Genomic DNA, 21,254 nt, shown 5'->3' on the forward strand with positions numbered 1-21,254 from the left:
GGGGTGTGGCCTCGGCGTTCTAGTCCGCTGTGGACGCGGACAGGTACGCGGCGAGCGCGGCCGGACTCGGGTGGTCGAACACCAGCGTCGCCGGCAGTCGCTTCCCGGTCACCATGGCGAGTCGGTTGCGCAGCTCGACGGAGGTCAGTGAGTCGAAGCCCAGGTCGCTGAACGCCGTCTCGGTGTCGACGCCGTCGGCGCCGCTGTGCCCGAGGACGGCCGCGGCCTGGCCGCGCACGATCTCCAGCAGGGCCGTGGCCCGTTCGGCCTGCGCCATCGCGGCGAGCCGGTCGCGCAGCGAGGTCATCTCCTCGGCCGACGCTCTGACCGTCCGGTCACTGGTGCGTTTCACCAGTGAGCTCCAGATCGGTGCCGACCCGCCCGCCCGGGAGAACGCGGCGAGGTCGAGCTGTATCGCCACCACGGTGCCCTCGTCGAGGCCGGTCGCCGTGTCGAACAGCGACAGGCCCTGGGTCGCGGTCAGCGGCGCCATTCCGGCGGCGGTCATCCGCTCGACGCCCGCGCTGTCGACCGCGCGGCCCATGCCGTCCGTCCACATCCCCCAGGCCAGCGACTGGGCCGGCAGTCCTTCGGCGCGCCGGTGCTGGGCCAGCGCGTCGAGGAAGACGTTCGCCGACGCGTAGTTCGCCTGGCCCGCCGACCCGAGCGACCCCGAGGCCGAGGAGAACAGGACGAACGCGGCGAGGTCGAGGTCGCGGGTCAGCTCGTGGAGGTGCCACGCCGCCACGCCCTTGGGACGCATCACCGTCTCCAGCCGCTCCGGCGTCATGGCGTCGAACACGCCGTCGTCGAGCACGCCCGCGGTGTGCAGGACCGCCGTGAGCGGGTGCCCGGCGGGGATCGAGGCCAGCAGCGCCGCGAGCGCGTCCCGATCGGCCACGTCACACGCCGCGACCTCCACCTCGGCACCCAGCTCGACCAGCTCCTCGACCAGCTCCGCCGCGCCGGGGGCGTCGGGCCCCCGCCTGCTGACCAGCAGCAGGTGGCGGACCGCGCGGGTCTCCACCAGGTGCCGGGCCACCAGCGCGCCGAGTCCGCCCGTGCCGCCGGTGACCAGCACCGTGCCCTCGGGGTCGAGGGTCCTGGGGAAGGTCAGCACGACCTTGCCGACGTGCTGGGCCTGGCTGATGTGGCGGAACGCCTCCGGCGCCCTGCGCACGTCCCAGCTCGTCACCGGGAGCGGGCGCAGCTCGCCGGTGGCGAACAGGTCCATCAGCCGGCCGGTGACCGACTCGACCTCGACGTCGTCGATCCGGTTGAGGTCGAGTACGGCGTACTCGGCTCCGGCGTAGGCGTCCGCGACCTCGGCCGGGTCCCTGAGGTCGACCTTGCCGAGCTCCAGGAAGCGGCCACCGGGCGCCATCAGCCGCAGCGACGCGTCGACGTACTCCCGCACGAGCGAGTTCACCACGACGTCGACGCCGCGGCCGCCGGTCGTGGCCCGGAACTTCTCCTCGAATTCGAGGTCACGTGAGCTGGCGATGTGCGCGTCGTCGAGGCCCAGCTCGCGCAGCACGTGCCACTTGCGCGGGGACGCGGTGCCGAACACCTCCGCGCCGAGGTGCCGGGCCAGCTGCACGGCGGCCATGCCGAGCCCGCCCGCCGCGGAGTGCACGAGCACCCGGTCGCCGGGCCGCACCGGCCCGAACCAGTTCAGCGCCCACCAGGCCGTCAGGAAGGCGATCGGTACGGTCGCGCCCTGCTCGAAGGTCCACCCGTCCGGCAGCTTGGCGACCGCCATGCGGTCGAGTACGGCGTAGCTGCCGAAGGTGGTGTGCCGCGACCCGATTATCCGGTCGCCCGGCCGCAGGTGGGTGATCGCCGAGCCGACCTCCAGGACCACCCCGGCGCCCTCCCCGCCGAGCACGGCGAGGCTCTCGGCGCCGGGATACATCCCGAGTGCGACCAGCACGTCGCGGAAGTTGAGGCCGATCGCGCGTGTCGCCATGCGGATCTCCCTCGGTGCCAGCTCGCGGGTCGCGTCGTCGGACTCCACGAGTGCGAGGTTGTCCAGGGTGCCGGTGGCGGTCACGTCGAGCCGCCAGTCGCCGGAGCTGCCCGGCGGCACGAGCGCACCGCCCGTGTCGGCCGGCCGCAGCCGCGCGACCGACGTCGTACCGGCCCGGATCACGAGCTGGGGTTCCTCGGCGGCGAGCGCCGCGGCAAGTGCGGCGGGCAGCGCCGCGCGGGAGTCGTCGTGGTCGTCGAGGTCAACCAGCACGATCCGTCCCGGGTTCTCCGACTGGGCGCTGCGCACGAGACCCCATGCGGCCGCGCCGGCGAGGTCGGTGACGTCGTCGGCGTGGCCGACCGCGACGGCCCCCCGGGTCACGACGGCCAGCGTGCTGCCGGTGAACCGGTCATCGGCGAGCCATTCCCGCAGCCGCCCGAGCAGCTCCGAGGTGACCGAGCGGACGGCGCCCGGCACGTCCGGACCGGAGCCGCCGCAGGGCAGGAGTACCGCCTGCGGCGCCGTCAGCTCGCCTGCCTCGACGGCCTTCGCCAGCGCGTCGAGGTCGGCATACGTCGGCGCGCCGTCGAAGTGCGTGCCACCGAGCGAGGCGTGGTCGAGCCGGACCTCCCGCGGCGCCTTCAGGTTCTCCCATCCCAGCCGGTACAGCGACTCGACCTGGTTGGGCCGGGTGACGAGCTGGTCGGCCGAGATGACGCGCACGGTCAGCGAGCGCACCGAGGCGACGGGCCTGCCCTCGGTGTCGGCCACCTCGAGCGAGAGCGAGGTGGGACCGACCCGGCGTTGGTGCACCCGCAGGGCGGTCACTCCTTCGGCGTACAGCGACACGTCCGACCACGCGAACGGCAGCGCCATCCGGCGCGGCCCGCCCAGGTGGAAGTCGGGAGTCATGTGCAGCATCGCGTCGAGCAGCGCCGGGTGCACGGCGAACCGGTCGGCCTGCTCCCCCATGGCCTCCGGCAGGGCCACCTCGGCGAAGACCTCGTCGTCGCGCTCCCACGCGGCACGCAGCCCCCGGAACGTGGGGCCGTAGTGGCGTCCTCGGCGGGAGATCCGGTCGTACAGCTCCTCGACGTCGACGGGGCGCGCGTCGCTCGGCGGCCACTCGGAGAGGTCGAAGTCCGCCTCGGGCGACGCCGGGGCGAGGGTGCCCTCCGCGTGCCGGACCCACCGCTGGTTCCACGGCTCGTCGTCGGCGGTGCCCTTCGGTGCCGACCACACCGCCACCGTCCGGCGGTTCGACTCGTCCGGCGTGCCGACCGTGACCTGCACACGCACCGTGCCGTCCGCGGGCAGCACCAGCGGCCTGCCAAGCGTCAGCTCCTCGACGTGCGGGCACCCCACCTGGTCGCCGACGTGGATCGCGAGCTCCACGAACGCCGTGCCGGGCAGGATGGTCGTCTCGAAGACGGTGTGGTCGGCGAGCCAGGGCTGGCTCGCGAGCGACAGCGCGCCGGTGAGGACGGTCTCACCCGAACCGGCCACCGTGAGGACGGCCCCCAGCAGCTGGTGCGGCGCGGGCTCGAGACCGAGCGAGCCGAGGTTCGTCGTCCTCGCCGGCGTGTCGACCCAGAACCGCTTGCGCTGGAACGGATAGGTGGGCAGGTCGACGCGGACGGGCGGGTCCTCTGGATCGGGGGTGACCACGGCAGGCCAGTCGACGGTCGCCCCGTTGGTGACCAGCTGCCCGGCGGCGAGCAGCACGCTCTCGACCTCGGACCGGTTCCGCCTGCCGGTCGGCACGAACACGGCGTGGGGATCCTCGACCGTCTCCTCCCCGACGGACGTGAGCGGCGCGGTCGGGCCGATCTCCAGGAAGGTCGTGACGCGGTGGTCCGCGAGCCAGCGCATGGCGTCGGCGAACCGGACCGTCTGGCGCACGTTGCGCACCCAGTAGTCCGCCGTGCCGAACTCGGCCTCGTCGACCAGCTCGCCGGTGACGCTCGAGACGACGGGGACGGTCATCGGCTGGAAGGTCATGCGCTTCGCGACGTCGGCGAAGTCGGCGATCATCGGTTCCATCAGCGGCGAGTGGAAGGCGTGGCTGACGGCCAGCCGACGGGACTTGCGGCCCGTGAGCGCCGCGACGACCGCGTCCACCTCGGACTCGACGCCCGACACCACGAGCGAGGTGGGGCTGTTGATCACCCCGATGCTGGTGCCCTCGGTCAGCAGCGGCGCGACCTCGTCCTCGCTCGCCTGCACCGCGACCATCGCGCCGCCGGCGGGCAGCGCCTGCATGAGCCTCGCCCGCGCGGCGACCAGCCGGGCGGCGTCCGGCAGCGTCAGGAGACCGCTGACGTGCGCGGCCGTCAGCTCGCCGATCGAGTGGCCGGTCAGGTAGTCGGGGCGCACCCCCCACGACTCGAACAGGCGGTAGAGGGCGACGCCGTAGGCGAAGAGGGCGACCTGTGCGTTCTGGGTCCGGTCGAGCGCGGAGCCGTCCTCACCCCACATCACCGACGTGACCGGTGCCTCGGTGCGCCCGGCGAACTCCTCGCACACCTCGTCGAAGGCCGTGGCGAAGACCGGGAAGCGTGCACGCAGCTCGCGGCCCATGCCGAGGCGCTGCGCGCCCTGCCCGGAGAACTGGACCGCCAGCCGCCCCCTGGAGCGGGCCCGGCCGCGCACCGAGGCCCCCGGCTCCCCGCCCGCGCCGAACTCGTCGAGCATCCGCGTCAGCTCGACGCGGTCCGCACCGACGAGGACCGCCCGGTGCTCGTGCGCGGTGCGGCTCCTGGCCAGTGCGTCGGCGACGTCGGCGACACTCGCCTCGTCGTCGTCGGCCAGGTACGCGCTGAGCCGCCTGGCCTGCTCGCGCAACGCGGGCTCGCCGCGTGCCGAGAGCAGCCATGCCGACTCGGCCCGCGTCGCCGGATCGACCCGGACCTGGCGGACCTGTCGCACCTCCTCGAGGATCACGTGCGCGTTGGTGCCGCTGATGCCGAACGACGAGATCGCCGCGCGCCGAGGACGGCCGTTCTCCGCCCACGGCCGGGCCTGCGTGAGCAGCGCCACCGCGCCGGCCGACCAGTCGACGTGGGGGCTCGGCTCGTCGACGTGCAGGGTTGCCGGCATCAGCCCGTGCCGCATGGCCTGCACCATCTTGATGATGCCCGCGACACCGGCCGCTGCCTGGGCGTGGCCCATGTTGGACTTGAGCGAGCCCAGCCACACCGGCTGGTCGGCGGGCCTGCCCTGCCCGTACGTGGCGATCAGTGCCTGCGCTTCGATGGGGTCGCCGAGCCGGGTGCCGGTGCCGTGCGCCTCGACGACGTCCACGTCGGCGGCGAGCAGCCCGGCGTTGGCGAGTGCCTGGCGGATCACCTTCTCCTGGGCCGGGCCGCTCGGGGCGGTCTGGCCGTTCGACGCGCCGTCCTGGTTCACCGCCGAGCCGCGCAGGATGGCGAGTACGGGGTGGTTGTTGCGGCGCGCGTCCGAGAGCCGCTCCAGCACGAGCATGCCGACGCCCTCGGCCCAGTTCGTGCCGTCGGCGGCGGCGGAGAAGGACTTGCACCGGCCGTCGGCGGCCAGCCCGCGCTGCGCGCTGAACCCGATGAACGAGTCGGGCCTCGACATCACGGTCGCGCCGCCTGCGAGGGCGAGCGAGCACTCGCCGAGCCGCAGCGCCTGCGCGGCGAGGTGCAGTGCGACCAGCGACGACGAGCAGGCGGTGTCCACCGTCATCGCGGGACCCTCGAGGCCGAGCACGTAGGCGATCCGGCCGGAGGCCAGGCTGCCCGCGGCGCCACCCTCGTCGTAGTCGTGGTACATCAGCCCGGCGAACACCCCGGTGTCGCTGCCGCGCAGCGTGCGGGGGTCGATGCCGCCGCGCTCCAGCACCTCCCACGACGTCTCCAGCAGCATCCGCTGCTGGGGGTCCATGCCCTTCGCCTCCCGAGGGCTGATGTTGAAGAACGCCGGGTCGAACAGGTCGGCGTCGTGCAGGAAGCCACCCGTGCGCACGTAGGTCTTCCCGGGTATGCCCGGCTCCGGGTCGTAGATGCCGTCGATGTCCCAGTTCCGGTTGACGGGGAACCCCGAGATCATGTCGGCGCCGTCGGCCGCGAGCCGCCACAGCTCCTCGGGGCTGTCGGCCCCGCCGGGGAACCGGCACGCCATCGACACGATCACCACCGGGTCGTCGAGCGCGGCGCCCGCGGTCGGCCGGACCGGCGCGTCGGGCTCGGTGGCGGCCGACCCGCCCAGGCCCGTCAGGAACCGGGCGAGTGCGGCAGGGGTCGGCCGGTCGTAGACGAGGGTCGCGGGCAGCCGCAGCCCCGTCAGCTCCTGCAACCGGTTGCGCAGCGCCATCGCGGACACGGAGGTGAACCCGATGTCGAGGAACGTGTCGTCCGGCTGTGGATCGGCGTCCTCGCCGAGCACCTCCCGTGCGGCGGCGAGGACGACGTCCAGCGCCGCGGGCTCGCTGTGCGGGTCCACAGTGGTCCGCGCCCCGCCATCCCGGGCACTCGGCTCTTCCGAGCTGCTCATGTTGACTTCCATTCTCGACGGACGGGGAATTGCGTCGTGGGGCAGGATTCAGGCGCTGGCCGCGAGGATCTCCGCCAGCCGGCCGCAGAGCGCGGTCGGTGCCTCGGCCAGGTAGAAGTGGTCGCCGGGCAGGACGTGCAGCTCGAACCCACCGGTGGTGAACTCCTGCCACGCCTGTGCCTCGGCGAGGTCGACGGTGGCGTCCCGGTCCCCGACGAACGCGGCGATCGGTGCGCACAGGGGCGGCGCGGACGGCGGCACGTAGGACCGCAGCGCCATGATGTCGGCACGCAGCACGGGCAGGAGCGCCTCGAGCAGGTCCGGGTCGTCGAGCACCTGGTGGTCCGTGCCCGCCAGCCCCCGCAGCCCGGTCGCGACCTGACCGATGTCGACCTGGCCGGGCTGGACCCGGTCGAGGTCGCGGGGAATGGCCGGGTGGTCGGTCATCGTCTGCGCACAGTGGGGTGCGGGCTTGCCGGAGACGATCAGCGCCGTGGGCACCGGCCCGGAGTGGTCCTCCAGCCTTCGCGCGACCTCGTAGGCGACCAGCGCGCCCATGCTGTGCCCGAACAGCCCGAACGGTTCGAGCCGCTCGGGAGGTGTCGACCGGAGTGCCGCGCACACGCCGTCGGCGAGCCGCTCGATCGTGTCGAGTGCCGGTTCGTCACGGCGGTCCAGCCTGCCGGGGTACTGCACCGCGAGCACCTCGACGTCCGGGCGCAGTCTCGCCGCCAGCGGCCCGAAGAAGCCCGCGGAGCCACCCATGTGCGGGAAGCAGATCAGCCGTGTCCTTGGCGCCGCACGGCTGCCGAAGCGCCGGATCCACCGGTCCTCAGTCGCCATTCGGCTCCCCACGAAGGATGTCGTCGGCCCGATGCCCGTTCGTCCGCCACCGCGGTGAACGAGGACCGGCCTGTCGCGTCGTTCCGGACGGAAGGGTCGTATCGATCGCGGGGGATGTCCACCTGTGCAGAGTCGGGTGGTGGACAGTCGCCGAGGGCTGCTGCTTCGCTGCCCCGGTCGGGTCTCCGCCGGAGGACACCCGCCGTGCGGTCAGTGCGACTGGGTGCGCGAACCAGTTGAACAGCCCCGGGTCGCGCCATCGTGGACCGGTCACCGAACCCGAGGAAGGCCAGGATGATCGAGAAGCGGCTGCGCGCGACGTACCGGCGACCCGGCACGCCCGACACGCGGGGACCGTTGTGGCTGTTGTGGTGGCTCGTGCGCAGCCAGCGGGTCAGGGTGCTCTTCGGTGCGCTGTGGGGCACGCTGTGGATGGTCTGCCTGATGCTGCCGCCCTACCTCATCCAGCGGGCCATCGACGACGGTGTGCGCCCGGGGAACACGGGGGCGCTCGGCCTGTGGACGGCGGCGGTGCTCGGCGTCGGGATCCTCACCGCGGTGCTCGGCCTGCTGCGGCACCGCACGATGACGCTGATCCGGCTGGACGCCTCGCTCCGGGTCGTCCAGGTGATCGTCCGGCACGCCGTGCGCCTCGGTGTCACGTTGCGGCACAGGCTGTCCGCCGGTGAGGCGGTCAGCGTCGGCATCTACGACGCCGTGCTGATCAGCCTCGCGCTGACCGTCACCGGCCCGGGCGTCGGCGCCGCGGTCGCCTACGTGCTGGTCACGGTCATCCTCCTGACCATCTCGCCGCTGCTGGCCGTGGTCGTCCTCGTCGGCGTGCCCGTCCTCGGGATCGCGGTCCGCCCGCTGCTGGCGAGGTTGCAGGTGCTGCAGGGCACCTACCGCGACGACCAGGCCCGGCTCGCCTCGCGCTGCGGCGACATCGTGTCCGGCCTGCGGGTGCTGGGCGGTATCGGCGGCAAGGACCTCTTCGCGAGGCGGTACCGCGACGCCTCCGGGGCGCTGCAGGAGGAGGGCTACCGGGTCGGTGCCGTCACCAGCTGGATCGACGCGCTCGGGACCGGCCTCCCGGTGCTGTTCCTCGCCGTGGTCACCTGGCTCGCCGCGCGGCTCGCCGCCGGCGGCGAGATCACCGTCGGGCAGCTCGTCGCCGTGTACGGCTACGTCGCGGCGCTGGCCGCACCCGTCGCCGCCTTCATCGAGGGGTTCGGCGACGTCGGGCGTGCCGTGGTCGCCGCGCGGCGGGTGATCGCGGTGCTGGACCTGGAACCGGCGGTGGGCGGCGGTGCCGAGCGGGGACCGGCGGGCCCGGCTCCCCTGCACGACCCGGAGTCCGGTCTGGTCGTCGCACCCGGCCTGCTCACGGCCGTCGCCGGCGACGAGAAGGCGGGTCTCGGCGCGCTCGTGGAGCGGCTCGGGCGCTACCGCGACACGCGGGTGACATGGGGCGGCATCCCCATCGACACCGTGGCGCTCGACGAGGTGCGCGGCCGGATCCTGGTGCTGGACAACGACTCCTACCTGTTCGCGGGCTCGCTGCGCACGACGGTCGCCGGGTGCGGCACCGACGCCGACGTCGTCGCCGCACTGCACACCGCGGCCGCCGACGACATCGTGGCCACCATGGCCGACGGCCTCGACAGCCAGGTCGCCACCCAGGGCCGCAACCTGTCCGGCGGGCAGCGCCAACGGGTCCGGCTGGCCCGCGCGCTGGCAGCCGAACCCGAGGTACTGGTGCTGGTGGAGCCGACGTCCTCCGTGGACGCCACGACCGAACGGGTCGCGGCCGGGCGGCTCCGCGCGTGGCGGGCGGGGCGGACGACCGTCGTGGTGGCGACCTCCCCGCTGCTGCTCGAACAGGCCGACGAGGTGGCCTGGGTCGTCGACGGGCGGGTGCGTGCCCGCGGCAGCCACCACGAGCTGCTCGCGGCGCAGCCCGGCTACCGGGCGCTGGTGCGCCGAGGTGAGGACGACGACGCGGATCGGGACACCTGCGCCGAGCCACGCACGTCGGGAGCGGCGCGATGAGCGTGCCCCAGTTCGTGCCCCACAACACGACCGAGACCACGCTCCCGGTGGCCGACGCGGCCACCGTGCGCCGCGAGGCGTTCGCGCTCGTCCGCGGCGACCGCACGGCCATGACCATGGTGGTGCTGCTCTACTGCTGCGCGGCGGCGAGCGGCATGGTCGCCCCCCGCCTGCTCGGCACCATGATCAACGACTTCCAGGCGGGCAGGCCGACCTCGCGCGTCGACCAGCTGGCGCTGGTCATCGGGGTGGCCGCGGTGCTCCAGCTGGTGCTCAACAGGTTCGCCAGGTACGCGGGGCAGCGCATGGGGGAGCGGGCACTGCGCAGGCTGCGCGACCAGTTCGTCGCCAGGGTGCTGGAGCTGCCCACCTCGCTGGTCGAGCGCGCGGGCACCGGAGACCTGCTGGCACGCAGCACCGGCGACGTGGCCGTGATCGGCACGACCTTCCGGGAGGCGCTGCCGCAGGTGCTCATCTCGGTGGCGCAGATCGTGTTCGTGGTCATCGCGGTCGCGTTGCTCGACCCGCTGCTCGGGCTGGTCAGCCTGGTCGGGCTGCCGGTCGTGCTGGCGGTCACCCGTTGGTACCTGCGCCGGGCACGCTCGGCCTACCTCGCGGAGGGCGAGGCCAACACCGCGCTGGCAGGCAGCCTCGCGGCCACCGTGGACGGGTCCGGGACCGTCGAGGCGCTCGGCCTGCGCGACGCCAGGATCGAGGCGAGCGAGTCGGTCGCCGAGCACACCGTCGCCACCCGGCTGCGCACGCTCCACCTGCGGAACGTGCTGTACCCGGTGGTGGACTTCGGGCAGGCGCTGCCGGTGGCGCTCGCGCTGGTCGTCGGCGGCCTGCTCTACCAGCACGGTGCGCTCAGCCTCGGCGTGCTCGTCGCGGCCGCCCTCTACCTGCTGCAGCTGGTCGCGCCGGTGGAGACCATCCTGATCTGGGTCGAGCAGCTGCAGCGCGGCGGCGCGTCGTTCGCCCGGCTCGCCGGGGTCGGCCAGGTCCCCGCGGAGCCCGTGGCGCTCGCCGACACACCCGCCGACGACCGGATCGAGGCCACCGGGGTGCACTACACCTACGACGGCGGCCGGCCCGCGCTGCGCGGCGTCGACCTCGTCGTGCGGCCGGGGGAGCGGCTCGCGGTCGTCGGGCCCTCCGGCGCGGGCAAGACCACCCTGGCCAGGCTGCTCAGCGGCGTCGAGGCGCCGACCGAGGGGACCGTGACCGTGGGCGGCGTCCCACTGGTGGCGCTCCCGACGGCCGACCGCTGCCGCCGGATCGTGGCGGTGACCCAGGAACACCACGTCTTCATGGGCACCCTGCGCGACAACCTCACCATCGCCACCGACGAGGCCGACGACGAGGCGCTGTCGGCCGCGCTCGCCTCGGTCGGCGCGGACTGGGTGGACTCGCTGCCCGACGGCCTCGACACCCCGGTCGGCGCCTACGGGACGGGGCTCGACGCCGCACGTGCCCAGCAGCTCGCGCTCGCGCGGGTGGTGCTGGCCGACCCGCACACCGTGCTGCTCGACGAGGCAACGGCGATGCTCGACCCGAGGACGGCCCGGCGCACCGAGCGGGCACTGGCCGCCACGCTGGTCGGCCGGGGCGTCATCGCCGTGGCGCACCGTCTCCACACCGCCCACGACGCGGACCGGATCGTCGTGCTGCGGGAGGGCCGGATCACCGAGACCGGCACCCACGACGAGCTGGTGGCCCTCGGCGGTTCCTACGCCGCGCTGTGGAATTCCTGGCACGGCTGATCATCCGCGTCCGCCTGCACGCTTCCTCGTCCCGTTTTCGCGAACTAATCTGTACGAGATGGTCGCGGCCTGCCGGTTGTCGCCATTCTCCGCGCACCGGTCCCGGCCCGCGCACATCATTTGGAGTAGCCGAATGGCGAATTCAGGAACTGTCTCGGCATATTCCGGGGAGCAGTCGTGACCGCCTATCTCAGTGATATCGCCGTCCTCGCTGGCGACCCGGTGCCACTGGAGCGGGTCGCGGGAGTCACGCCGGAGCTCGCGCAGCGGCTGTCGTCGGACGGGCTCGGCACGGCCCGCGTGTTCGGCGAGGCGCCGTGGCGCATGGCGGCCGACTGCGCCCGCAGCACGCTGGCCGCGAGCACGCTCGTCCCGGACGTGGTGGTGTACGCCTGCGAGGGGCGCCTCGACCAGAAAGCCCAGGACCTCGCCACGGACGCGGCCCGGTTCCTCGCCGCGGCCGGGCTGAACGAGACCCCCGTCGTCGGGGCCGGTCTCAACCAGTGCGCCAACCTCGGCTCGCTGCTGCTGTCGGCGTGCGCGCTGGTCGGCTCGGACGCGTCGCGGGCCTGCCTGCTCACGACCGTCGGCAGTGCCATGCCGGAGGAGCGCGTGGTCAACGGCGAGATCGGGGTCTTCAGCGACGCGGCGGGCAGCGCGCTGGTCAGCGCGCGGCTCGTCGGCTCCGACGGCTTCGAGGTACTCGGCATCGAGCACGCCACCTGCGCGAAGCTCGGCGTCGTCGCGTCGCTGCAGGACGACCAGCCTGCCGCGTCGGCGTTCGTCGAGCGCATCGGCGACGCGATGCTGCGACTGGCCGAGCGGACCGGCGTCAAACCGGACGGGTTCACCCATGCCCTCGCCAACAACTACGCGACCATGGCGACCGAGGTCGTCCTCGGCCTCGTGGGCGTGCCGCCGCACAAGGCCTTTCGCGGCACGGCCCGCGACTACGCGCACTGCTTCGCCGCCGACGGACTGCTCAACCTCGAACACCTGCGCCGCACCGGCGCGTTGCGGGACGGCGACACCGTCCTGATGCTGTGCACCGCCGCGAACACCTGGTTCCTCGTCGCGCTGCGGTACCAACTCGTCTGACTTCCGGGGGAGATGTGCTCACCTACCTGACCGACGAGCAGCGGGCCGCTGCCGCCCGGTTCCGCGCGTTCGCCCAGGAGCGGATCGCGCCGCACGCCGCCACCGCCGACCGCGACCAGCGGCTGCCACGGGAGGTCGTCGACGCGCTCGCCCGCGCCGGTCACCTCGGCGCGACCCTCGGGAAGGAGTGGGGCGGCGCCGAGCTGGACATGATCGACTACGGCCTGCTCACCGAGCAGCTCGGGCGCGTCTGCCAGAACGTGCGCAACTTCGTGGCCTGTGCGGACATGGTGTGCCTCGCGCTGGCCCGGTGGGGTACGGCGGAGCAGCGCGAGCGGTGGCTCCCCGCGATCGTGGCGGGCACCGCGGTGGCCGCCTTCGCGCTCACCGAACCGGACGTGGGCAGCGACGCCGCGAGCGTCGGCACCGAGGCGACACCCGACGGCGACACCGTGGTGCTGAACGGGCACAAGAAATGGATCAGCTTCGGCGAGATCGCGGACGTGTACCTGGTGTTCGCCACCTACGAGGGCGGGCACACCGCGTTCCTCGTCGAGCGCGACACCCCCGGTCTCACGGTCGAGCCGATCCGCGACCTGCTGGGGCTGCGTGGTTCCCAGCTCGGCGAGCTGCGGCTCGACGGCTGCCGCGTCCCCGCGACGAGCATGGTCGGCCTGCCGGGCACCGGGCTCGTCTTCGTCGCGTCCTCCGCACTGGACCTCGGCCGCTACAGCACGGCATGGGGCGCGGTCGGCCTGGCGCAGGCCTGCCTGGAGGTGGCGGGGGCCCACGCCGCCGAGCGCGTCCAGTTCGGCACGCCGATCGCCGACCACCAGCTGGTGCGCAGGCTGCTGGCCGACATGGTCACCGATGTCTCGGCCGTGCGGCTGTTGTGCCACCACGCGGGTGCCGCCAAGGACGGCGGTGACATGGACACCGTGCACCCCACCCTGATGGCGAAGTACCGGTCGTCCACGGTGGCCGTCCGGACGGCCACCGACGCGGTGCAGATCCTCGGCGCGCACGGCGTCGGCGCCGACACGGCCGTCTCCCGCCTCTACCGCGACGCCAAGGTGTTGGAGATCATCGAGGGGACGACCCAGATCCAGCAGTCGATCCTCGGCCGGTTCGCGGTCGACTCCGTCCGCCACGGGTGAGCACGCGCCAGACGGGGTGCTACGCGCCGATCCTGTCCTGGCCCGCCGCGTCGAGCTCGCCTGCGAACCGCGCCCACACCTCGGAGATCTGGCGGGCGGCGTCGGCGACGGAGTCGGCGTGGAAGGGCGGGACCACCGCGACGAACGGGGACAGGTTCTGCTCGAGGGCCTGGCTGGCGCCCAGGATCCGCAGCAGTACCCGGCCCTGGTCCGACATCCGCACGAGCGGGTCGTTCCTGAGCCGGTCGAAGATCGTGGTGACGCCCGCCTCCGCGCCGCGTCCGAGCCGGCAGGTCGCCCGCACCGCGGGCGCGTCCTCCCCGGCACCGGGCAGGTCCGCCTCCGGCCGCCGCGAGGGCACCGGGTCGCGTCCCGACCGCAGCCGCAGCCGCACGTCACGGGCGGTGCCGACGGACAGTCCCGTCGCCCGCGCGATCTCGCGGAGGCTGGCGCCCGGGTGCTCGCCGACGTAGCTCGCCGCGGCCACCCTGCGTTCCGCGATGTCCGAACCACGCACCCGTCCGTCGAGCCCGACGCGTGCGCCGTCCGGCACGCCCCTGGCCGCGCGCCGTCGCGCCACCACCCTGGGCGAGACACCGACCAGCGCGGCGATGCGGCGATCGGACCAGTCGGGATGGGTGCCGAGGATGCGCACGACGGCGGTGCACCGGTCGGCCCTGGTCAGCATCAGCCCGTGCCGCGCGTTGAGCCGCACGGCGAGCAGGAAGCAGTCGCGTTCCGGTCCGTCGAAGAACCGGACGGCGACCCTCTCGTCACCTCGGCGCACCGCCGCCTCGAGACGGTGCGAGCCGTCGATGACCCGCATCGTGGGGCGGTGCACGACCAGGGGTGGCAGGTCCTCGGTGAGCTGGCAGAGCGATTCGACGTACTCGGCGGACAGCCCGGCGACCCGCAGCTCCCCGGCCGGTCTCAGCGCGGCGGGTGGCACCCGGACGACCGGCGACTCCGAGACCGCGCCAAGTATCCGGTCACAATGTTCGACGCTCTCCACGGCTGGCCTCTCCTGACCAAACAGAACTCCTGATTTCCGAAACGAAACGTAAGGTCGGTTCGTCAAGCAGGCGTGGAGAGCGGATATAGTCTGCGAAGAGCGTTCGGTGGGGGTGCTCAGAAATCACAGCAGACACCACGCATCGTAGCCACCTCCTTCCCTGCCTTCTCGGCACACCTCACACCGGTCGCAGCGGCGTGAGGTCCAGCTCGGCGAGGGTCGCCGCGTCCCCTCGGTCGAGGCTCAGCAGCCCGGCCTCGATCGCGGCGGCCACCTCGGCGGGCGCGTCACCCGGCAGGCAGGCCTCGCTCGCGCCGACGCCGATCAGCAGCCCGTCGCCCATCGCGATCGCCAGGTGCAGGTTGGGGCCGGTGCGCTGGCTGGAGCGGCGCCAGGACACCCCGGTGCGCAGCGCGGAGCCTTCCTCCGGCTCGGTGTCGACCGGGCCGAGGAAGTTGAAGTGCTTGGCGAACGCCGTCGGGTCCGGGTCTTCGATGCCCGCCTCGGCGAGGGCGGCACCCAGGGCATCGACGTCGTAGCTGCCGTTCAGATAGGCGGTCAGGCACAGCGGGTAGACCGCCGCGACGAACTCGTCCGGGTGGCTGCCGCCGTCGAGGTCGATGGTGACCGGGGCGTACTGGTTGAGCGAGCCGACCAGCCCGGCCCACCTCGGGTCGAGCCGGTTGGCCGCCATCAACGCCATGCTGAGCCGGTCCCGGCCCTCGACCCGGCCCAGTGCCACGGCGCCCACCGCCAGCAATACCGCCTGCACCGAGACCCGCAGCCGCTCGCACACCCGCCTGGTCGCCGCGAGGGCCTCGACGCTGTAGAGCGACGCCCGCCGCCGGGGGCTGGGGTCGGCGGGGTCGCGGTCGGCGGGCTCCAGGTCCGGCCACACCGAGACCCAGTGCCGCAGTGTGGGGGAGTCGGCGCTCGCGGACTGGACGGCCGCCAGGTCGGCGGGCTGGACCTCCGCGGCCACCGGGTCACCGTCCACGGCACGCAGGAACGCGGGTTCCAGCAGCCGCAGCGCCTCGTTGTCCACGGCGACGTGGTGGATCGCGACGACCAGGTGCACCGGGTCACCGAGCTCGGTGGTCAGCACCGCCCGCCACGGCGGTCCGGTGGCGATGTCGATGGGCTCGGCGGCGAGCACGGCGCCGATGGCGGCGGCCTGTGCCGCGGGGTCGGCGCCGTCCTCGACCTCGACGTTGCCCACCCCGGCGGGCGCGAACGGGTGCACGGTCGCCGTGAGGTCGTCGCCGTCGGCGGCGAACGTGGTGCGCAGCGACTCGTGCGCCGCGACCAGCCGCAGCCAGGCGTCCTCGACCTGCGCGATGTCCGGTCCCGGCGGGACCTCCCACACCGCGGTCAGGTTCGCCACCGCCCGGCCGCGTTCGCCGTGGACGACCAGCGAGCGCAGCACCGAGCGCTGTCCGTGGGTGAGCAGGGTCATCGCGCCCCCGCCCTCCCGCCGTGGCCCGCGGCGCTCATACCGGTGCGCGCCAGTCCGTGCCTGCCGGTCAGGTTGACGAGCACGACCTCGTGGCGCCCGATCCGGCCCGCCATGGCCTCGTTGCGCAGGGAGGCCACCGTCGCCGCCGACGAGTGGCACACGTCGAGCCCTTCCAGCTCCAGCAGCCGGGCGCGGGCCGTGCGCAGGTCGTCCTGGCTGACCTCGACGATGGCGCCGCCGCTGTCGGCGGCGATCCGGTGCATGTAGGGGTAGGTCGCGCGGCCGTCGCCGAGCAGGATGGCCCGGCCCAGCCCGTCCGGTGCGGTCACCACGTCGTCGTCGGTGAGCTCGGTCCGGCCCTCGCGCCAGGCCCGTGCCATCGGGGCGCAGGTGTCCTGCTGGACCATCAGGAACCGGGGCTCGCGGGCGAGCCGTCCGGTCCGGAGGTACTCGTCGGTGCCCTTGCGTGCGGCCATCATGCCCATCCCGCTGCTGATCGCCTGCACCACGACGTCCGGCGCCACCCCGGCGGCGGCCATCTCGTCGTAGGCCTCCAGGTAGGTCAGTTTCAGGCCCTCCCGGCGGGCCCAGTTGAAGAACCCGCCCTCCCAGACCAGCCCGCGTGCCGCGGCGAAGCGGCGGGCCGTCGCGGTGGCCTCGGCGTAGGTGCCGTCGACCACGGTCAGCGTGACGTGCTCGTCGACCGCGATCCGGTGTTCGGCGACGAAGTCCCGCCCGCAGAACAGGTGCGCGCGCACGCTGCCGTCGCGGGGGACCGCGGCGGCCAGCGCGGTCGAGCTGTTGCCGGTGCTGGCGGCGACCCACGTCGAGATCCCGAGGCGGGCGAACACGCCGAGCACCACGGCGGCGAACCGGTCCTTGGTGGTCCCGGTCGGCTGCCGGGACTCGTCCTTGACCCACAGCCCGGGCACCCCGATCGCGGCCCCGAGCGCGGGTGCCGGTCGGCAGGGCGTGGCCACGCTGAACGTGCCGGGCGGCAGGTCGTGTTCGTCGACCGGCAGGAAGTCGAGGTAGGCCAGCTCGGGCCGCTCGTGTCCGCGCACCCTGGCGCGGTCGAGGTCGACGACCGGCTCGACGGCACCCGAGCAGGCCGGGCACTGCAGCACGAACCCGGTGACGTCGCTCCAGCCGCAGAGCGGGCAGGCCAGGTGCACCCCGCGTGCGGCAGCCGGTGGCGTCCGGGTCGGGTGCCGCCGTTCGTTGGTGTCCACAACGCTCCAGTCGCAGCTCAGATGGTCGGGACGTCGCCCGCGCCGGTGAGCGCGGCGAGCGTGGTGAGGGGGCCGGTCCGGTCGTCGTCGGTGTCGTTGCGCATGGTGGCCAGCACGTCCGCGCCGCCTCCCGAGGCGTTCGCGCACTGGCGGAGCGCGGGCACCAGCACCGGGTGGGCGCTGATCTCGACGAGCACGTCGGCGCGTTCGAGCAGTACGGCGACGGCGTCGGCGAGCCGGACGGTGTGGCGCAGGTTGCGGGCGAAGTACGCCGCGTCGACGGTGCGCCAGTCCAGCTCCGCCCCGCTCACCGAGGAGATCATCGGGATCGGGTTGCGGCGGGGGCTCAGTGTCCCGATCGCGGCGACGAGGTCGTCGGTGATGGCGTCGATCGCCGGGCTGTGCGCGGCCAGGTCGACCCGGACGAGGGCGCACAGCTCGTCGCGGGCCCGCAGCGCGGTGATCACCTCGGTCAGCTCGTTGGCCGGTCCGGCCAGCACGGTGGTCCTCGGCCCGTTGATCGCCGCGACGCTCAGGCCGTGCCCGGGGGGCAGCCGCCCGACCAGCTCGTCGACCGGCAGCTCGGCCACGGCCATCCCGTGGCCCGGCCCGGCGACCCTGCGCTGCTGGTCGCTGTAGTGGTGCACCAGCCGGGCGGCGTCCGGGACGTCCAGGATCCCGGCGATCACGCAGGCCGCGATCTCGCCGACGCTGTGTCCGGCCACGGCCACCGGCGCCACCCCGGACCCGGAAAGCCAGCGAGCGAGGCCGACCTGCACCGCGAACACCACCGGCTGCATCACCCCGACGTCGCCTGTGCGTGCGTCGGGCTCGTCCAGGAACAGCTCGTCGACCAGGGAGAACCCGGCGTGCCTCGCGAACTCGGCCGAGCACTCCTCGACCGAGGAGCGGAACGTGGGCTCGGTCCGGAACATCGTGCGGCCCATGCCGACCCACTGCTGGCCGTACGGAGAGCAGACGAACGCGGCCCGCGCCCGGCTCACCGCGACGGCCCGTGGTGCGGGACCCGGCGACCTCGGCGCACCGAGGTCGCGCAGCCGCACGTCGGGATCGGCGGCCACCGCGGCGAGCAGGGTCGTGACGCGGTCCAGCAGCGCGGCCGCGTCGGCGTCGCCGACCAGGTCGACGGCGTGGGTGAGGCTCGCCGCGATCTCGGTACCCCCGCCTGCCGAGGGCCGTTCGACCAGCTCGAAGCGCAGGTCGAACCGGGTGGACTCGGCGCGCACCGGCTCCGGTGCCACTCGCAGCCCGGTCAGCTCCAGGCTGGCCTGCGGTGTGTTCTGGAAGGCCAGCATGACCTGGACCAGCGGGTGCCAGGCGGGGGAGCGGTCCGGGTTGAGCTCGCGCACCACGCGGTCGAACGGCACCTCGGCGTGGGCGAACGCGGCGAGGTCGGTGCAGCGGATCCTCGCCAGCAGCTCCCGGAAGGTCGGGTCACCGTCGGTTCGGGTGCGCAGCACGACGGTGGTGACGAAGAAACCCACCAGCTCGTCGAGGGCGGGGTCGGTGCGCCCGGCGACCGGGGTGCCGATGGCGATGTCGGTGCCCGCTCCCGCGATGGTCAGCGCGGCGGCGATCGCGGCGTGGCAGATCATGAACACGCTGGTCCCGGTCTCGACGGCCAGCGTGGCGAGCCGGGCACACACCTCGGGCGGGACGGTCCGCCCCACCGAGGCGCCGCGGTCGGACAGCACCGGGGGGCGCTCGCGGAAGCAGTCGAGCCGCAGCCGGTCGGGCATGCCGGCCAGCTCGCCGCGCCAGAACCGCAGCGAGCGGGCCAGCAGCGAGTGCTCGACCTCCTCGTCGCCCAGCACCTCCCGCTGCCACAGCGCGTAGTCCGCGTACTGCACCGGCAGCGGGGACCGTCGCGGCTCGGTCCCCGCGAGCCGAGCGGTGTAGGCGGCCCCGAGGTCGGTCAGCATGGGGGCGAGCGACCAGCCGTCGCACGCGGTGTGGTGGACCAGCAGCAACAGCACGTGCCGCTCCTCGGCCAGCCGGAACAGGTGCACCCGCAGCGGCGTCTGCTCGCACACGTCGAACGGCACGGCGGTGGCCGAGGCCAGCGCGCCGGCCAGCTCCCCCTCGGTGACCGCGGTGACGGTGACGGGGGCCGGGGCCTCGTGGGGGTCGAGCACGACCTGCCGGGGGCCCTCACCCCAGTCCGGCAGTGCCGTGCGCAGGGACTCGTGCCTGGCCACGAGGTCGTCGACGGCCGCCCGCAGGGCACCGGTGTCCAGCGGGCCGGTCAGCCGGTACGCGCACGGCATCGTGTAGGTGGCCTCGCCGCCGCGGAGCCGGTTCAGGAACCACAGCCGCTGCTGGGTGGGGGCGAGCGGGACGAGGTCGGGACGTTCGTGCGGGGCCGTGGCGGTCAGCGGCGGGCGCCGGTCGGGTGTGCCGGCGGCCAGTCGCGCGGCGAGCCGGGCCACGGTCGGCGCCTCGTGGACCGCGGTCGGCGCCAGCTCGGTGCCGGTCACCGCGCGCAGCCGGTGCACCAGCCGGGTGGCCAGCAGGGAGTGCCCGCCCATGGCGAAGAACGACTCGTCGACACCGACGTCGTCACGCCCGAGCACCTCGGCGAACACCGCGCGCAGCAGCTCCTCGTGGGCGGTCGTGTCGGCCGTGCCGGGTGCGGTTCCCGCCGTCACCGGTGACCACTCCCCGGCAGGCACCGCCGCAGGGGCTCCGGCCAGGCCGCCGGGTCGGTGCCGTGCTGCCACAGGACGGCGTAGGCGAGGCGTTCCAGCCCGAACCCGGCGCAGGCGCTGTGGGCGACGGGCGCACCCCGGTGGCTGCCGGCGCGGATGTCGAAGGTGGTGCCGAAGGCGTTGTCGTGCAGGTTGAACGAGCCGACCGCGATGTCCCGGTCCGCGGCCACCGGCAGGCGCAGCTCGTACTTCAGGCTCAGCAGCCGCTGGCTCAGGATCCGCGCGGGGGTGTCGGTGGCGCCGAAGAACGGGTCGTTGGCGACCTGCGCGGTCCCGGCGAGGCCGAGATCCTCGGCCAGCGCGAAGACGGTGTGCATGAACCGCTCGCGGGCGGCGACGACCTCGTCCCGCCCGCCGATCAGCACGATCTCGCGGATCGTGAAGTCCCAGAGCCGTTCCAGCGTCGTGGCGTAGCCCGCCTCGAAGCGGAAGGCCTTGCCCCGCGCGGTCACCACGTGCACGGGGTCGCCGTCGACCACGGTCCCGCTCAGCTGGCTGAACGTGTGGTAGCACATCGTCGGCGGCAGGCAGTAGTCGACGTTGCCCGCCAGCTCGAGCACCGAGGCGCCGGGGCCGTCGCCACCGGCGTGCTCGTCGCGGAAGCGCCGGTACACCTCGACGTCGTTGCGCAGCCTGGTCACCAGCATCAGGTGCTGCGGGAAGTTCGCGAGGTAGCCCGACCTGGCCAGCGACCTGGTGCTGATCAGGGTCGGGTACCGGTAGCGGTGCACGGTGAAGTCCCCGGCCAGCGCCTCGACGACCAGCTCGTCGAGGGCCTCCAGCAGTGACAGGAGGGGCTCGCCGATGGCGACCTGACCCTCCCCGGCCTCGTGGACCACACCTGCCGCGCACAGCTCCGGCCACAGGTCGCCCCGGTCGGCCGGGGCGTGCGGGGAGGTCCACACGGTGCCTGCCGGGGCGGCGGGCTGGGTGCGGACGTCGTTGTCGAGCATGTCGTGGACCTTGCCCTCGACGGCCGCGCCGAGCGGGCCGTCGGAGTACAGCGTCACCTCGCGCAGGTCGCCGTCGCCGACCGGGCCCAGCTCGTAGTCGACGATCTCCGGTGAGACGAACAGCAGCCGGCTCCCCACCTCGCCCGCGAGTGCCGCGGGCACCGGCGGACGCAGCGCGATCCTGGTGCCGACCGTCGGGCTCACGACGCGTCGCCGACGAGCCGGACGAGCCCGTTCACGGTCCGGAAGTTGTCGAAGACCATCTGCTGCGGCCCGAGGGTCAGGCCGAACTCCTTCTGCACGAACACCACGAGCTGCATGGCGAACAGCGAGTTCACCATGCCGAGCGCGAAGTAGTCGTCGGTGTCGGCCAGGTCGGGCCCGGTGTGCCTGCACAGGAAGGCGCGGATGCGCTCCCGTGCCTCGTCGGTGGTGACTGTCGCCATCTCGCTCGCTCCTCGGCGGGTGTCGG

The 21,254-nt window shown here is 73.7% G+C and carries 12 protein-coding genes; 4 read left to right on the forward strand and 8 right to left on the reverse strand.

What is annotated here, in order from left to right; translation table 11 throughout:
- Positions 1-19: 19 nt before the first annotated feature.
- Together CLV71_RS20785 and CLV71_RS20790 are read right to left on the reverse strand one after the other, a co-directional pair.
- The gene (locus tag CLV71_RS20785; RefSeq protein WP_166664184.1) at positions 20-6,487 is read right to left on the reverse strand and encodes a type I polyketide synthase; all 6,468 of its coding nucleotides are present in this window, start codon (positions 6,485-6,487) and stop codon (positions 20-22) included.
- 48 nt (positions 6,488-6,535) lie between these two features.
- Complete coding sequence (locus CLV71_RS20790) at positions 6,536-7,330, reverse strand: thioesterase II family protein (protein ID WP_133904477.1); 795 nt, start codon at positions 7,328-7,330, stop codon at positions 6,536-6,538.
- 294 nt (positions 7,331-7,624) lie between these two features.
- On the opposite strand from CLV71_RS20790, the gene CLV71_RS20795 reads away from it, so the two are divergent.
- The 4 genes from CLV71_RS20795 (at position 7,625) to CLV71_RS20810 (ending at position 13,400) form a co-directional block, all read left to right on the forward strand.
- The gene (locus CLV71_RS20795) at positions 7,625-9,382 is read left to right on the forward strand and encodes an ABC transporter ATP-binding protein (protein ID WP_208297644.1); all 1,758 of its coding nucleotides are present in this window, start codon (positions 7,625-7,627) and stop codon (positions 9,380-9,382) included.
- A complete protein-coding gene (locus CLV71_RS20800; RefSeq protein ID WP_133904478.1) occupies positions 9,379-11,145 on the forward strand; it encodes an ABC transporter ATP-binding protein in 1,767 nt (588 codons plus the stop codon). Before CLV71_RS20795 ends, CLV71_RS20800 begins: the two co-directional genes overlap by 4 nt.
- 177 nt (positions 11,146-11,322) lie before the next feature.
- Positions 11,323-12,243: a 3-oxoacyl-[acyl-carrier-protein] synthase III C-terminal domain-containing protein gene (locus tag CLV71_RS20805; protein WP_133904479.1), complete on the forward strand. Its 921-nt coding sequence runs from the start codon at positions 11,323-11,325 to the stop codon at positions 12,241-12,243.
- Positions 12,244-12,257: 14 nt separating this feature from the next.
- The gene (locus tag CLV71_RS20810; protein ID WP_133904480.1) at positions 12,258-13,400 is read left to right on the forward strand and encodes an acyl-CoA dehydrogenase family protein; all 1,143 of its coding nucleotides are present in this window, start codon (positions 12,258-12,260) and stop codon (positions 13,398-13,400) included.
- A gap of 19 nt (positions 13,401-13,419) precedes the next feature.
- Here the strand turns inward: CLV71_RS20810 and CLV71_RS20815 are convergent, their stop codons facing one another.
- The 6 genes from CLV71_RS20815 to CLV71_RS20835 all read right to left on the reverse strand — a co-directional run bounded on the left by CLV71_RS20815 (position 13,420) and on the right by CLV71_RS20835 (position 21,228).
- Entirely contained in the window at positions 13,420-14,412 is a 993-nt protein-coding gene (locus tag CLV71_RS20815) for a ParB/RepB/Spo0J family partition protein (RefSeq protein WP_166664185.1), read from the reverse strand.
- A 178-nt stretch (positions 14,413-14,590) separates the two neighbouring features.
- A complete protein-coding gene (locus CLV71_RS20820) occupies positions 14,591-15,868 on the reverse strand; it encodes a condensation domain-containing protein (RefSeq protein WP_133904482.1) in 1,278 nt (425 codons plus the stop codon).
- Positions 15,865-17,100, reverse strand: a complete 1,236-nt coding sequence (locus tag CLV71_RS20825; RefSeq protein ID WP_166664186.1) for a threonine synthase — start codon at positions 17,098-17,100, stop codon at positions 15,865-15,867. The genes CLV71_RS20820 and CLV71_RS20825 overlap by 4 nt, the downstream gene beginning before the upstream one ends.
- A 17-nt stretch (positions 17,101-17,117) precedes the next feature.
- Positions 17,118-19,769, reverse strand: a complete 2,652-nt coding sequence (locus CLV71_RS20830; protein WP_166664187.1) for a condensation domain-containing protein — start codon at positions 19,767-19,769, stop codon at positions 17,118-17,120.
- The gene (locus CLV71_RS47830) at positions 19,766-20,986 is read right to left on the reverse strand and encodes a class-II aminoacyl-tRNA synthetase family protein (RefSeq protein ID WP_166664188.1); all 1,221 of its coding nucleotides are present in this window, start codon (positions 20,984-20,986) and stop codon (positions 19,766-19,768) included. The genes CLV71_RS20830 and CLV71_RS47830 overlap by 4 nt, the downstream gene beginning before the upstream one ends.
- Positions 20,983-21,228, reverse strand: a complete 246-nt coding sequence (locus CLV71_RS20835) for an acyl carrier protein (RefSeq protein WP_133904485.1) — start codon at positions 21,226-21,228, stop codon at positions 20,983-20,985. Before CLV71_RS20835 ends, CLV71_RS47830 begins: the two co-directional genes overlap by 4 nt.
- Positions 21,229-21,254 lie beyond the last annotated feature (26 nt).

It is taken from the genome of Actinophytocola oryzae (genome assembly GCF_004364325.1).
GTDB lineage: Bacteria > Actinomycetota > Actinomycetes > Mycobacteriales > Pseudonocardiaceae > Actinophytocola > Actinophytocola oryzae.